General features: G+C 63.1%; 14 protein-coding genes. 7 read left to right on the top strand and 7 right to left on the bottom strand.

Translation table 11 applies throughout. From position 1 onward, the window contains the following. Positions 1-351: 351 nt before the first annotated feature. Positions 352-1,167 carry a ferredoxin--NADP reductase gene (locus RAD15_RS08605; protein ID WP_458176358.1) on the top strand — a complete coding sequence of 272 codons (816 nt, stop codon included), beginning with the start codon at positions 352-354 and terminating at the stop codon, positions 1,165-1,167. A 556-nt stretch (positions 1,168-1,723) separates the two neighbouring features. Next, a complete protein-coding gene (locus RAD15_RS08600) occupies positions 1,724-1,861 on the top strand; it encodes a hypothetical protein (RefSeq protein ID WP_458176356.1) in 138 nt (45 codons plus the stop codon). Between the two features lie 395 nt (positions 1,862-2,256). Here RAD15_RS08600 and RAD15_RS08595 read toward each other — a convergent pair whose 3' ends face one another. Continuing rightward, positions 2,257-2,451 carry a hypothetical protein gene (locus RAD15_RS08595; protein ID WP_458176354.1) on the bottom strand — a complete coding sequence of 65 codons (195 nt, stop codon included), beginning with the start codon at positions 2,449-2,451 and terminating at the stop codon, positions 2,257-2,259. A 191-nt stretch (positions 2,452-2,642) separates the two neighbouring features. Between RAD15_RS08595 and RAD15_RS08590 the strand changes: the two genes are divergently transcribed. The 3 genes from RAD15_RS08590 (at position 2,643) to RAD15_RS08580 (ending at position 5,457) form a co-directional block, all read left to right on the top strand. Then, positions 2,643-2,909: a hypothetical protein gene (locus tag RAD15_RS08590; protein ID WP_458176352.1), complete on the top strand. Its 267-nt coding sequence runs from the start codon at positions 2,643-2,645 to the stop codon at positions 2,907-2,909. Positions 2,910-3,569: 660 nt separating this feature from the next. Next, on the top strand, positions 3,570-3,833 hold the full coding sequence (locus RAD15_RS08585) for a hypothetical protein (RefSeq protein ID WP_458176350.1): 264 nt from the start codon (positions 3,570-3,572) through the stop codon (positions 3,831-3,833). Continuing rightward, complete coding sequence (locus tag RAD15_RS08580; RefSeq protein WP_458176348.1) at positions 3,754-5,457, top strand: recombinase family protein; 1,704 nt, start codon at positions 3,754-3,756, stop codon at positions 5,455-5,457. Before RAD15_RS08585 ends, RAD15_RS08580 begins: the two co-directional genes overlap by 80 nt. A 129-nt stretch (positions 5,458-5,586) precedes the next feature. Here RAD15_RS08580 and RAD15_RS08575 read toward each other — a convergent pair whose 3' ends face one another. The 6 genes from RAD15_RS08575 to RAD15_RS08550 form a co-directional block, all read right to left on the bottom strand. Continuing rightward, the gene (locus RAD15_RS08575; protein WP_458176346.1) at positions 5,587-6,504 is read right to left on the bottom strand and encodes a metallophosphoesterase; all 918 of its coding nucleotides are present in this window, start codon (positions 6,502-6,504) and stop codon (positions 5,587-5,589) included. A 106-nt stretch (positions 6,505-6,610) separates the two neighbouring features. Then, on the bottom strand, positions 6,611-7,456 hold the full coding sequence (locus tag RAD15_RS08570; RefSeq protein ID WP_458176344.1) for a DUF6869 domain-containing protein: 846 nt from the start codon (positions 7,454-7,456) through the stop codon (positions 6,611-6,613). Positions 7,457-7,648: 192 nt separating this feature from the next. Continuing rightward, positions 7,649-8,683 carry a Holliday junction branch migration DNA helicase RuvB gene (gene ruvB / locus RAD15_RS08565; RefSeq protein WP_458176760.1) on the bottom strand — a complete coding sequence of 345 codons (1,035 nt, stop codon included), beginning with the start codon at positions 8,681-8,683 and terminating at the stop codon, positions 7,649-7,651. Positions 8,684-8,703: 20 nt separating this feature from the next. After that, the gene (gene ruvA, locus RAD15_RS08560; RefSeq protein WP_458176342.1) at positions 8,704-9,321 is read right to left on the bottom strand and encodes a Holliday junction branch migration protein RuvA; all 618 of its coding nucleotides are present in this window, start codon (positions 9,319-9,321) and stop codon (positions 8,704-8,706) included. A gap of 178 nt (positions 9,322-9,499) precedes the next feature. After that, positions 9,500-10,030 (bottom strand): crossover junction endodeoxyribonuclease RuvC, encoded by a 531-nt coding sequence (gene ruvC / locus RAD15_RS08555; RefSeq protein WP_458176758.1) that lies wholly within the window; start codon positions 10,028-10,030, stop codon positions 9,500-9,502. A gap of 203 nt (positions 10,031-10,233) precedes the next feature. Further along, positions 10,234-10,980, bottom strand: a complete 747-nt coding sequence (locus tag RAD15_RS08550; protein WP_458176340.1) for a YebC/PmpR family DNA-binding transcriptional regulator — start codon at positions 10,978-10,980, stop codon at positions 10,234-10,236. A gap of 217 nt (positions 10,981-11,197) precedes the next feature. Here RAD15_RS08550 and RAD15_RS08545 point away from each other — a divergent pair, with 217 nt between their 5' ends. Together RAD15_RS08545 and RAD15_RS08540 are read left to right on the top strand one after the other, a co-directional pair. Beyond that, positions 11,198-12,958: a methyl-accepting chemotaxis protein gene (locus tag RAD15_RS08545; RefSeq protein WP_458176338.1), complete on the top strand. Its 1,761-nt coding sequence runs from the start codon at positions 11,198-11,200 to the stop codon at positions 12,956-12,958. A gap of 107 nt (positions 12,959-13,065) precedes the next feature. Next, positions 13,066-14,490 carry a methyl-accepting chemotaxis protein gene (locus RAD15_RS08540; RefSeq protein WP_458176336.1) on the top strand — a complete coding sequence of 475 codons (1,425 nt, stop codon included), beginning with the start codon at positions 13,066-13,068 and terminating at the stop codon, positions 14,488-14,490.

Raw genomic sequence — 14,490 nt, 5'->3', positions numbered from 1 at the left:
TGCCCACTGCTATCTCTCTTGCTGGAGGGTGGGCAGAAGCTTCATCTCAGCGTGACGGAGGCGCGGTCATGATCCTGTTTCCGCACCCGAGCGCGACTTACGTATCTCTCCAGCGGCGACGTCTTGTCGAGGGTATTTCATGGGCAATCATGACCTTGTCTCCGACAGCTTCCTGGCGCTGACCGGAGTCGGTCTCGTGCTGCTCAGCTCAAGCCTGCTCGCCTTTGCCTTTACCTAAGGAGAACGCGTTGGTGCGTTTCGCGCTCTTGCCATTCAAGGTTCCGTTTGAGGATGAGATGCTCGGCAACTCGGAACGATGATTATGCTCTAATTTTTTCGCAAGCGGTCACAATGAGCAATTTCAACCAGGAAAGCGTGCTGAGCGTTCATCACTGGACCGACAATCTCTTCAGCTTCACCACCACGCGGAATCCATCATTCTGCTTCCGCAGCGGCGAACTCACGATGATCGGGCTCAGGGTCGACGAGAAGCCGTTGTTACGTGCCTACAGCCTCGCCAGCGCCCATTACGAGGACCGGCTCGAATTCTTCTCGACTAAGGTGCCGGATGGTCCCTTAACCTCGCGTCTGCAGCATCTGAAGGAGGGTGACGAGATCATCGTCAGCCGCAAGGCGACGGGGACGCTAGTTATCGATAATCTCGAGGACGGCCGCAATCTCTATCTGATCGGCACGGGCTCCGGGCTTGCGCCATTCCTGAGCGTGATCAAGAATCCTGAAACCTATCTGCGATTCGAGAATGTCGTGCTGCTGCATGGCTGCCGCCGGATCGCCGAGCTCGCCTATGGCGAAATGATCACGGAAAAACTGCCGAGCGATGAGCTGGTCGGCGACTTCGTGCGGTACCAGCTGATCTATTATCCGACCGTGACGCGCGATCCCTTCCACAACCGCGGTAGGATCACCGATCTGATCGCGTCAGGCAAGTTGTTTACGGAGATCGAGCTGCCGGAATTCGAGCCGCAGCATGACCGCGTCATGATTTGCGGCAGCCCTGCACTGGTGCGCGATGCCCGCGAGCTGTTGGTGGCGAGGGGCTTTGTCGAAGGCAATCACGGCGAGCCCGCGCAATTCGTGGTCGAAAAGGCGTCTGCCGAACGCAATAGTTTGAGCCCTTCGCGGACAATGGTTCTAGATGTATCATGATGCAAGGAGGAATCGCCGTGAAGCACCGGCGATGACAGACGAACAGCGCGAGCTGGAGCGCTGCAAGCAAGAGATTGCGCGTCTCAGACAGCTGGTTGTGCAGCTTTCTGAAATTGCCTTGCGCAACGTCGTAGAGAGCGGCGGGGGGCGACAATCGGCACGCCCGTGGGTCTCTGAGTGACCCCGAAGAGGCGCGCTGTTTCCAAGCAGCGCGGCTTACCGTCTTGGGGGGCATGGGAAGCGGCTCCCGCCCTTGTGCTCCAGGGGATTTTTAGTTGGAAGCGCGGGATAGGTCAGGAGACACATTGATGACGGGCTGGACAGAGCAAACGCGCCTTGTTGTAGGCGATGGTAGCAATTGCTTCTGAGCTTCAGTGGCGCGCTAATGTTCAGCCGTGACGGTGAATTCTGGTCTCAATTTGCGGCCTATCTCTACGCTGTGATTGTTGCGTTGTCTGTGTTGTACGGCATTGGTCAACTTCTAACAGGGGACACTCTTGAACTATCTCTTAAACTCGGATGAGCGAGCATCGGGTATCTTTTTTGGATGGATTTCATGCGGCCGAATGAGTGGCGGCAGCGGTCGAACGCCAATGCGCCAGCCGACAAAATCGCGTTCTTTATCGACGGCGCCAACCTGTACCTTGAACGCGCGGTCCCGTCGCGAGATTGGTTGGATTTGAAGGTGGCGTAGTTTCCGAGGTGATCAACCTCGAATCGTCCGACGTTGGAGCTCCGGATCGGAGACCACGCCATGAGCAGCAATATCGCGAAGATACATTCTCCGCGGTGTGACAGGCAGACGGCTCCCAGCTTTTCGACGATTGGTTCGATCCGATTGAACGTGCGGTGCGCGGACGAGCGCGGGAGTTCATCGACAAGGCGAGAAACGGATGGTGCGACCATCGATCCGCGATCGAGAACCTGCATCTCGATAAACGGATTTGCCAAGCAAGTTCCGTCAAATGCTCCCGCACACGTTTCAGCGCAGCTTCCACCGCGAGCCACTCGTCGGCCGTTCCAGCATCGAGACCGTTGAAGACGGCTACGATCTCAAGTCGGACCTGATTCGGGTCAAGTTACCGTGGCTCAAGATGGACGACCCGATCGCTCCTTTTCTTCAATTAGGCCCAGGAGGATCCCGAGCGGCTTCGCGCCTTTCTCCGCGACCGCATTGTCGATCTTCGCGAAAGCCATCGTGTGTGTCTGCGCGAGATCGTGGTAGGCGGGAACGCGCTGTTGGATGATCTGGAACGCGAACAGGCCGAAGAGGCGGTGCGCCAAGCTTGGCCGCCGCTCGCCGTCTGGTTGGACAACGACGCCTCCCTGACCGGCAAGCCGGCGGCGCACGTGCAGGACAGCCTGCTGAGGCGACGAAGACGGCCCACGCGGCGACAATCCTCGCGTCCGTCGCGCGCGAGGGCGATTGGCGTCGCTGGATCTACGGTCATCACCTCAGCCACGGTGCCAGACGGATGGCGGCCCAGCTTCTCGAGCCGAAGTTGTCGGGATTTTGCGAGATCGCCCGCAACGTGCTGCTTCGGGACGAACTGGCACAGGGGCACCACCTCGTGCGTCAGGCGCTGCGCGCGATGGAGGAAGGTTTCGACGGGCTGGTCCGCAAGGTCCAGCTCGTGGGCCAGAGCATATATTCGGACGATCTCGGTACGCACGCGGACTTCTGGCGCAGCTGCGCAGGAGCGCGGCGACGGCTATCGCAACGCGAAGGAGCTGATGCCTAACGGATAGGCGTACGATCGGCCCCTTCGCGTTGCTGTTCCTCGATCCGCGTTATCCGTAAACTGACCCCTTTCGTGCTCGATAATCTTCTTGATGTTCGGGACGGCGGTCGGCGTGTCGATGCGGATCGCTTCCAAACATACGGCGTTGCCGCTGGAGAGCGCGGCAATGCCAGAGAACTCCTAAGAGAGTTGGACGCAGGTCTTGGGACCTTCGCCGCCGTCACGCGCAAGTATTTTTACTCCGCTTTGCTTAGCAAGTCTGCTCCCGCCTACGACCACCATCGCAGGAGTGCGCTAACACCCGATACGGAGCATTGAGATATTTGAAGAATCTCATTTTCATTCGCCGCCGCCGCGGTCAACATGAATGGACTCACAACTGCGCAGATCGAGACTTCCATGAATGCTCCACAGGCAAAGGTCACGTGTGGTCCTGTGATTCCTGTCGGGTCGCGGCCACGGCCGAGAGAAGCTGTGGCTGAACGACGATCTGGATCGGATCATCGCAGCAACAAAAGTCGTGAAATTGCGGAGAAGTTCTGGCGGGCACAGGAGCGATCGGAGATGCGAATGGTGGAAGCAAGCGCCGCAAGTAATCACAGCCGCACGGCTGTAGCGCAGGGCGGAAATTTACGTTAGCTTCTGCTGGCGAGTTTGCAAATGCGTACCCGCATCCGATCTCTCCGAGGACAACGGGCGATCATTCGACCGCTTGACCCCTCCCACCCTCAGAGCTGGGATAATCCCGACAATGAGGAAATCTGGTTTGACCTGGCGCGCGCCATCGGACGCCAGATCGCACGGGATGAAAACGACGGTTTGGAGCAGCCGATAGAGGACCGGCATGACGACAGCGTCATCCAAGAAAACGGCCGTACTGTACGCCCGCTATTCCAGCGACATGCAAAAGGCGACCTCGATTGACGGTCAGCTATTGCTCTGCAGGAAGGTTGCGTTGGGCAGCAATCTCGATGTCATCGGGGAATTTGTGGATGCCGCAAAATCTGGTCTTACCGAAGGTGCGCGGGACGGCTATCAACGCCTGCTCAACGGTGTGCGAAATCATGACTTTGACGTGGTCGTCGTTGAGCACTTCGACCGCTTGTCGCGCGATCCCGCAACCATCCAGCGTCTCAAGCAGGTTTTCGAGTTCAACCGCGTTGAGCTGATGGATCAGAAGGGCGTCTATGCGACCGCCACCGACATCAGCATCGCAAGTCTCTACAACACGATTTACAAGCCGCAGCTCGCCGACAAGGTTCGGCGTGGCCATGACAACGCTGTTGCCAACGGAAGAATTCCTGGCTCACACGCCTATGGTTATCGGCCGAGGCCGGGCGTGCCAGGCGAGCGCATGATCGACGAGAACGAAGCTAAGATTGTGCTGCGCATCTTCACCGAATATGCGTCGGGCCGCTCGACCCGAAGTATCGCCGCTGATCTTACCCGCCAAGGCGTGCCGTCACCTGGGGCCACTCGTCACAAGAACAAGGCTGGTCGCACCACCTGGAATCACCAGTGCATTACTGGCGGTCGCCATGGCCGCGGCATTATCGGGAACGATCTATATATCGGCGAAATACATTGGAACGTTCGTTCAACAATTATCAACCCGGAAACACAGAAGAAACAGAAGCGGCGCAATCCCGAAGAACGCCACATCATCGTCAAGAAGCCCGAGCTGCGGATCATTCCGCAAGCGCTCTGGGATAGAGCGCAGAAGGTTCGTAGCGCCCGCGCCATACGTATGTTCGGGCCGACGGGCAAGCCGCGGCGCCGCCTCGTGATTCCGCGCAACAATGAACACCCGCTTGCCGGCGTCCTCCGGTGCGGCGTCTGCAACGGCCATATGCGAATCGCTCAATCCTCCCGCAATGGCGCGCCGCGCGCCGCATGCGCCAACGCGCATCAGCGGGGCACCTGCGAGCACACCCGTAGTTTTGACATGGACGTTCTGCTTAAGGATGCCTCCGAAAAAATCGAAGCGAAATTGCTTTCGCCGAAAGCCATTGAAGAGGCGATGCATGCTTGGAAGGAGGAACGCAAAAACGATCGGAACAAGGGCGGCAGCGAACGCGCTAAGCTAAACCGTCGACGCCGTGTGTTGACGACAGAGATCGAACGGCTGACATATGCCATCGCAAACAGCCGTCGCAAACCGGATGAGTTACTCAAGCGGATCGATGAGTGCGACCTGGAACGGGAAACTGTTGAAGAGCGTTTGCGGCTGATGGGCTGTGGCGACGAAAATGTGATCCCATTCGACCACCCGAAATTCAGTGACCGATACCGTTCGGAGACTAGAAGACTGGTCGCGGCGCTCAAGATCAACCCGAAGGCGATCGAAACTCGCATCGCCTTCCGCAAGTTGATCGACTGCATTGTAGTGCATCCGGTTCGCAAGCGGATGCCCTACGAATATACGCCCTACCTGAACAGCGCCGCCCTTCTCGGTGAGAAACTTTTCCCCGAAAACCGCAAGGCAGGAGAAATCAGCACGTTTGCCTACTACGACAATGGCAAGTCAGGGAAGTCCGTGTCCTCGTAATAGACGCGGACCTGCATATGATGGCGGCCGTCGCGGATCTCGCCGTCGAGATGAGCTGTCACGTCGCGAGCCTCTTCGCTTGTCGCTACAGGTCCGTTTTGCGCAAAAACGGCTGGCCGCGCAAGCGTGTTAGGACACAACCGAGACGGCACGCCCCAGCGTGACCTCGACGATCTCGGGCGGCACCCCGACGCGGACGGGCATGAGGCTGCAACCGAGACCGCCGGAGACGATGAGGTCGCATTTCAGCCGGAAGTGGCCATAGGCGAGCCGCAGGCCGTGCTTCGGCGAAACGGCCGGCGACCAGCCGAGCAGGCGGACCTGGCCGCCATGGGTATGGCCGGACAGTTGCAGCGCGACGCGCGCGGGCACGCGCGGCGCAATGTCAGGCTCATGCGCGAGCAGGATGACGGGCGCATCGTCGGTGACCTTGGCGAGCGTCGCGGTGAGATCGTCGGCGCCGAAGCGCCCCGTGCTCCGAAAGCGCCGCGCCGGCAAGAATGCGAGCTGATCGCCGAGGCCAGCGAGCCAGAAGGAGCGCCCGTCCTTGGTGAGACGCACGACGTCGTTCTCGTAAACGGGAATGCCGGCCGCCTCCAGCGCGCGATGGGCGACCGTCGGCCCGTGCCCGGCTTGCTGCACGGCCTTGTCCACCCAATAATCGTGATTGCCCATCACGGCGTGGACGCCGAGCGGTGCTTTCAGGCCCGCGAGCACCTTGGCCCATTCGCTCGACGGAATGAAGCGCGTGACCTGGTGAACACCGGCGACATAGTCGCCGAGCAGTACGATGAGGTCGGCATTGAGCGCATTGGTGCGATCGACGATGCCCTCGATCCGCTCCAGCGACATCCAGGGATCGCAGGCATGGATGTCGGTGACGACGGCGATCTTGAGCGGAAAATCCGCTGGCCATTGCCGCGGGGTCGGATGATAGCGCGTGACGCGGAGTCGCTGCGGCTCGATGCCGACGCCGTAGGCGGCGGTCGAGACGCCGAGGGCGGACAGACCGCCGATGGAACGGATGAAACCACGCCGAGTGATCATGAAAACCCGCTTCTGATGCGGCTCCCTGATGCAGCCGGATTGGAGCAGAATTGGGGTCCACTCGTGCAGACCGTCTGCATTCACGTGCAGACCGCCTGCACAGGGACTACCAGCGGCTCTCGGCGATCAGTGCATCCAGCCGCGCTTTCACCTCGTCGGACGAGCGATAGTACCAGACACCGCCGAGCAGATCACGAAAACGTTCGTTGATCCGCGCCTCGCGCTCGATGCGGTCGATCGTCGCGATGCCGATCACGTCTTCGAGGGGACCTGCAGCCAGCAGCGACAGCAGCACCGGATTGGATTCGATCTTCAGGATCTCCAGGATGAGGTCGATTATCCCGTCGGGATCGTCCTCGCGCAGATCGCGCTCGAAATCCATGATCGCGAACAGATTGTCGTCCTGGTCGCGCTCGGACCTGGAATATTGCTCGACCCAGGCGCGGGCGAGCTTTGCGACCGACATATTCGCGCAGTCGAGCGGCTCGCGCGGCGTGCGCTGCGCCAGGTGGTCGGCCTGCCAGGCCTCGCTGTCGGCGATGTCTGCGATACGCGGCATCAAGGGATCGTCGGGACCGACATGGACGCCGCCGAGCAGCCAGCGCAGCCGGTCATTGTGCGCGGCCTCATGCTCGATCCGTTCGATCACCTCCGTGCCGTGCGCATGGAGCAGTGCCGGCAGGAATTTATCGTTGAGCTGCATCACCGTCGGCTTGTCGACCTCGGTCCTGAGGACCTCCAACAGGAGATCGAGCGCGCTTTGCGGCTTGCGATGCGGCAGATGCTCGAAATAGAGTTTGATGGCCCAGATGCTGCCGACCTGATCGCGGCGGCTGACGCGCTGAAGCGCGCACCACATCGACGCCAGCTCACCCAGCGGCATCGGATCCAAAAACGCCTCGGTCTCGTCGGGCGTATCCAGCCGGGCCGCGGCCGCGATGGCCTCGAGCAATCGCGCATCGCCTGTCGGCCCCAAGTCTTCTGGCCTCAAGTCTTCTGGCCTCAAGTCTTCTGGCCTCAAGTCTTCTGGCCTCAGGTCTTCCGGCCTCATGTCTTCCCACTCCAATCCGGGTGCGGCGATCCCGTTCGCCGCGCGTTCGGATTAGTGATGGGACAGAACCGGTCGGTTCATCGCCTGCGACCGTCAGTCGTCCTCGGCCTGGTCGGTGCCGAACAGGCCGAACTGTGCCGCGTCACGCGTGGGCTCGGCGAGACCGAGATGGCGGAAGGCGTGCGAGGTGAGCAGGCGGCCGCGCGGGGTGCGCTGGAGATAGCCGCACTGGATCAGATAGGGCTCGATAATGTCCTCGATCGCATCGCGCGGCTCGGACAGTGCGGCGGCCATCGTCTCGACGCCGACCGGGCCCCCGCCATAGTTTTGCGCGATGGTCATGAGGTAGCGGCGATCCATGGCATCCAGGCCCGCGGCGTCGACCTCGAGAGCGCTCAGCGCATGGTCGGCGATCTTGCGGTCGATCTTGTCGGCATCGGCCGCCGAGGCGAAATCGCGCACGCGGCGGAGCAGGCGACCGGCGATGCGCGGCGTGCCGCGGGCGCGGCGGGCGATCTCGTTGGCGCCGTCCGCGCTCATGCCGACATTGAGCACGCGCGCGCCGCGGCTGACGATGCTTTCGAGCTCCTCGATGGTGTAGAAGTTGAGCCGCACCGGAATGCCGAACCGGTCGCGCAAGGGATTGGTGAGAAGGCCGGCGCGCGTCGTCGCGCCGACGAGGGTGAATTTCGACAGCTCGATCTTCACCGAGCGCGCCGCCGGGCCCTCGCCGATGATGAGGTCGAGCTGAAAGTCCTCCATCGCGGGATAGAGCACCTCTTCCACGGCAGGGCTGAGGCGATGGATCTCGTCGATGAAGAGCACGTCGCGCTCTTCGAGATTGGTGAGCAGTGCTGCGAGATCGCCGGCCTTGGCAATCACCGGGCCCGACGTGGCGCGAAAGCCGACGCCGAGCTCTTTCGCCACGATCTGCGCCAGCGTGGTCTTGCCGAGGCCCGGAGGGCCGACGAACAGCACGTGGTCCAGCGCCTCGCCGCGCTTGCGCGCCGCCTCGATGAAGATCGAGAGATTCTTGCGCGCCTGCTGCTGGCCGACGAAGTCGGACAGCGATTGCGGCCGCAGCGCGGTGTCGCCGACATCGTCGCTGCGGCGCTCGGGCGAGACCATGCGGTTGGCCTTGGGATCGCTCACTTCGCGAGCTCCTTCAGGCCGAGGCGGATGAGCTGCGCCGTCTCGGCGTTCTCACCGGCGCTGCGCGAGGCCGCTGCGATCGCCGCGGCAGCCTGTGGCTGGCCATAGCCGAGATTGACCAGCGCGGAGATCGCGTCCGCGACGGGCCGCGGCGCGCGATGGTCGTCGACGGCGCCGGCGAGATGCACCACGGCCGGGTCCACATTGGCAAAGGCCGGCGCCTTGTCCTTCAATTCGGTGACGATGCGCTCGGCGACCTTGGGGCCGACGCCGGGTGTGCGGGCCACTGCAGCCTTGTCGCGCAATGCGATCGCGTTAGCGAGTTCGGAAGGCGCCAGCGTGCCGAGCACGGCGAGCGCGACCTTGGCACCGACGCCCTGCACGGTCTGGAGCAGGCGAAACCATTCGCGCTCCTGGTCGGTGCGGAAGCCGAACAGTTTTATTTGATCCTCGCGGACATAGGTCTCGATCGACAGCACGGCGGCCTCGCCCGGCGAGGGCAGATGCTGCAGTGTACGCGCCGAGCAATGCACCTGATAGCCCACGCCGCCGACGTCGAGGAGCACATAATCCTCGCCGTAGGAATCGATCAGGCCCTTAAGCTTGCCGATCATGATTGCTCAGCGCTCTCTTCGTTACCTCCCCCCTTGTGGGGGAGGTCGGATCGCCGAAGGCGATCCGGGAGGGGGGTAAGCCACACGCGCCGGCGCCCGGGGCTACCCCCCTCCCCAACCCTCCCCCACAAGGGGGGAGGGAGAAGTGTGTGCCTGTCGCTCACAACGTGCTCCATCATCACGATAAGCCAGCCACCTTCAGCCTGAGCGCCGTACTCTGGCGGTGATGGGCATGCGTAATGGCGATGGCGAGCGCGTCGGCGGCGTCCGCGGACGGCGGCTCTGCTTTAGGCAGCAAAATCTTGAGCATCATCGCAATCTGTTGCTTGTCGGCGTGGCCGGCGCCGACCACCGTCTTCTTCACCTGGTTCGGCGCATATTCGGCGACACTGATACCGAACATCGCGGGCGCCAGCATGGCAACGCCGCGGGCCTGACCGAGCTTCAGCGTCGCAACGCCGTCCTTGTTGACAAAGGTCTGCTCGACCGCCGCTTCCATCGGCTGGTGGTTGGACAGGACGGCCGCAAGCCCTTCATGGATCGCGAGCAGCCGGCTCGCCAGCGGCAGATCGTCCGGCGGTTCCACCGAACCGCAGGCCACGTAGATCAGGCGGTTGCCCTCGGCCTCGATCACGCCCCAGCCGGTGCGGCGCAGGCCGGGGTCGATGCCGATGATGCGAACGGGTTGGCGAATCGGGAGCGCGGTCATGGGCCAGTGATAGCGGTTGGCCCATGATAGCGAAACAGAAACAGAACAGAAGTCCCCGGGTCTTGTGCCCCGGGCGCGGCGCGGCGCGCAGTGCTGCGCTGCTGAACCGGGGCCCATGCGGCCGCCGGCACGTGTGGCGCCGTAGGTCCCGGTTCTGCGCAGCAGCGTTTCACGCTGCAGCGCGTCCGGGACACGAATAGCCCCTACCCGCCCATCTTCGCGACCAGCGCGTCCGACACCTCGAAATTGGCGTAGACGTTCTGGACGTCGTCGTGCTCGTTGAGCAGATCCATCAGCTTCAGCAGCTTCTCGCCGGTCTCGTCATCGACCGCGACCGTATTCTGCGGCTTCCAGATCAAGGCGGTCTTGCGCGGCTCGCCGAACTTGGCTTCCAGCGCCTTGGCGACGTCGCGATAGCCTTCGGTCGAGGCGTAGATCTCGTGGCCGCCTTCGCTGGAGACGACGTCGTCGGCGCCGGCCTCGATCGCGGCATCGAGCACCGCGTCGTCGGAGGCGACGCTGCGGTCGTATTCGATGATGCCGGTGCGGTCGAACATGAAGGACACCGAGCCGGTTTCACCGAGATTGCCGCCCGACTTGGTGAAGAAGGAACGGATGTCGGAGGCGGCGCGATTGCGGTTGTCGGTCAGCGCCTCGACGATGACGGCGACGCCGCCGGGGCCGTAGCCCTCGTAGCGGATCTCGTCATAGTTCTCGCCCTCATTACCGAGCGCCTTTTTGACGGCGCGCTCGATATTGTCCTTCGGCATGTTCTCCTGGCGCGCCGCGATGATGGCCGCACGCAGGCGAGGGTTCATGTTGGGATCGGGCGTGCCCAGCTTGGCCGCGACGGTGATTTCCCGCGCCAGCTTGCCGAACAGCTTCGACTTCTGCGCATCCTGCCGCCCCTTGCGGTGCATGATGTTCTTGAATTGGGAATGTCCGGCCATGCGTGGTCTCTTGAGGAATAGTCAGCCAAAGGTGAGCGAGGGAAGCGCGGCCTTATAGGCCGCCAACCCACCGGAATCAAAGGGCTCTGCTGCTTTAAGGTAGCACTGTAAAGGTAGCCGCCGTAATGGCCCGTGCCTAGATGTCGGGCATTGTTAACCCTGATTTCATTCCGGCCTGCGAAAATAGCACGCGACCATCCCCGACAAGAGAGATCTGATGGCGTTCGGACTATTTCGAAAGCGTCTGCCGGACATGGCTGCGGCTTTGGCTGCGCCTGCGGCGGCCCCGCAGGCTGCGCAATCGGCAGCCAGCTCCGAGCCCGTTCCCGCGACCGAAAGTGATTCGGCCCGGGAAATCCTGGAACTGCTGGAACTCGAGCTCGGCGCCATGATCCGCCAGCTCGAGCGCGCCGCCAATTCGGTGGCCGGCGGCGCCGAGGCGACCGCCGCGACGCTCTCCGCGATTCGCGACCGCACCGACGCCCTGACCGGCCGGACCAACGCCGCGCAATCGACCGCCTCCACCTTCGCCCATGCCGCCGACAAGTTCACCCAGTCCGCCCAAGGCATCGGGGCGCAGGTCCGCGAGGCCGGCAAGCTCGCCGACGAGGCCAGCGCCGCGGCGCAGGAAGCCCGCGCCAATGTCGACCGCTTGCGCGAGTCCTCGGCCGCGATCGGCAACGTCGTCAATCTGATCGCGCAGATCGCGCGGCAGACGACGCTGCTCGCGCTCAACTCGACCATCGAGGCCGCCCGTGCCGGCGCTGCGGGAAAAGGCTTTGCGGTCGTCGCCACCGAGGTCAAGGCCCTCGCGGTGCAGACGCAAGGAGCCACGGAGGAGATCACCAGGAAGATCGACGCGCTCCAGCGCGACGCCGCCGGCTCCGCGGACGCGGTGCACCGCATCTCGCAGGCGATCGAGGCGATCCGCCCGGTGTTCGAGACCGTCAACGGCGCGGTCGCCGAACAGAACGCCACCACCAGCGAAGTCTCCGGCAATGCGTCAAGCGCGTCGGAATTCATCATCTCGGTCGGCGAGAGCGCGGCCGAGATCGATGCCGCGACCAAGGCCGCCGAGAGCCATGGCGAGAACGTCGCCAGTGCCGGCCGGGCCGTCACCACCTTTGCGCAGAAGCTGAAATCGCGCTGCGCCGTGCTGCTCCGCCAGAGCGAGCACGACGACCGCCGCAAGACCGAGCGGCTGCCCTGCCATCTCAAATTCGAGAGCGCGCGCGGCGTGATGCCGGTCTACGAGATCGCGATGGACGGCGTGCTGATCGGCGGCGCGGATGCAGGCCGGCTTGCACCGCAGGCGATCATCGACGGCACCCTCGAAGCCGTCGGCGCCTGCCGCCTGCGCGTGGTCGAGCAATCCAAGGCCGGCGCCCGTGCGCAATTCGTTGGTGCCAATGCCGAGCTCAACGAGAAGGTCGAGGACAAGCTCTGGTCGATCCACGAGGAGAACACGGAGTTCGTCACCCGCGCCATGGAAGCGGGCAACGCGCTGACCAAAATCTTCGAGCAGGCGGTAGCGCGCGGCGAGGTCAAGCTCGACGACCTCTTCGACACCGACTATGCCGAGATCGCCGGGACCAATCCGCAGCAATACCGCACGAAATATCTCGACTGGGCCGACCGCGCGCTGCCGCCATTCCAGGAAGCCTTCCTGGCGAAGGACCCGCGCATGGCGTTCTGCGCCATGGTCGACCGCAACGGTTTCCTGCCGGTGCACAACAAGATCTATTCGCAACCGCAGCGGCCGGGCGACGTCGCATGGAACACAGCCAACAGCCGCAACCGGCGGATATTCAACGATCCGGCGGGGTTGGCTGCCGCACGCAACCTGCGCTCGTACCTGGTGCAGAGCTATGCGCGCGACATGGGCAACGGGAACACGGTCATGATGCGCGAGATCGACGTCCCGATCCGCGTGCAGGGCCGGCACTGGGGCGGATTCCGCACGGCATACAAGCTCTAGTGCACGCTCAGGCAAGACGCCGCGCGCGAATCATCCTCTAAAGTCGAAATTGGAATGGGAATGCCGCGGTGAGCCGATGAACGGCTCCGCCTGGAGAAAGCCCGTAAATGTCCTTCGCACAACTTGCAGTATTGGACACCGGATCCAACCGGACGCTCGCCGAACGGCTGATCGATCAGCTTGCCGACCGCATCGGCGGCCTCGGCGTGGAGCTCGCCGACATTGCCGGCAACGTCCAGGAAGTTGCAAACCGCGTCGCCAACCAGTCGGAACGGTTCCATCACCTCCAGAAGACGGCCGAGACGATGGTTTCGGCCAACCACGACATCGCCAATGCATCGCAGGCGGTGCAAACGACCACGTCGGCCGCGGTCGGCGAGATCACGCAGTCGCGCGGCGCGGTCGACGCCGCGGTCAGCCACATCTCCGAGCTCGTCGCAGCCGTGGAACGCATCGAGGCGCGCCTCAGCGCCGTCGGCTCGGCGCTGGCACAGGTGGCCAAGGTGTCAGGCTCGATCGAGGCGATCGCGAAGCAGACCAATCTGCTCGCGCTGAACGCAACGATCGAAGCCGCCCGCGCCGGCAATGCCGGCCGCGGCTTCGCGGTGGTCGCAAGCGAGGTGAAGAACCTCGCGGAAGCCACCCGCCAGGCCACGCACCAGATCTCCGACACCGTGCGCGATCTCGACGGCCAGATCGAAGGCCTGATCGGCGAGAGCAGCGACGCCTCGCAGCGCGCCAAGACCGCGGGCGAAGGCGCCCAGCAGATCTCCGGCATCATCTCGCGGGTCCAGCAGGGCTTCGCATCCGTGGAAGCGGAGATCGACAGCGTCACGCGCGCGGCGACCTCCAATCTCGGACATTGCGACACCGTCATCAGCGAGCTCAACGAGCTCGCCAAGGGCGTCGACCTCTCCTCGCGCGATCTCAAGAACGCCGATCAGCGCGTGACAAAACTGCTCGACACGTCGGAAGCGCTGATCGCACTGATCGCCGACAGCGGCGTGGAGACGTCGGACGCGCCGCTGATCCGCGTCGTCGTCGAGACCGCCAAGCGCATCTCGGCCGAGTTCGAGGCCGCGATCGATCGCGGCGACATCACGCTCGACCAGCTCATGGACGAGACCTACCGCGAAATCCCCCGCACCGATCCCAAGCAGTACAACACCAACTACGTCGAGTTCACCGACCGCGTGCTGCCCGCGATCCAGGACCCGATCCAGAAATCCGATCCCCGCATCGTGTTCTGCGTCGCCTGGGCCAAGGGCGGCTATCTGCCGACGCACAACCCGAACTACCACCTGCCGCAGGGCAAGGACCCGGTCTGGAACAACGCCAATTGCCGCAACCGCCGCCTGTTCACCGATCGCGCGGTGAAGAAGGTCGCGGCCAACACCAAGCCGTTCCTGCTCCAGACCTACCGCCGCGACATGGGCGGCGGGCAGTTCGTGCTGATGAAGGATCTGTCCTCGCCGATCATGATCCGCGGCAAGCACTGGGGTGCCTTCCGGATGGGTTTCCGGCAGAGCTGA

The sequence above is a fragment of the Bradyrhizobium sp. 14AA genome, from assembly GCF_054185205.1.
Note: the sequence above shows the minus strand (reverse complement) of the source record. Positions and strands in the feature narration are given on the sequence as shown.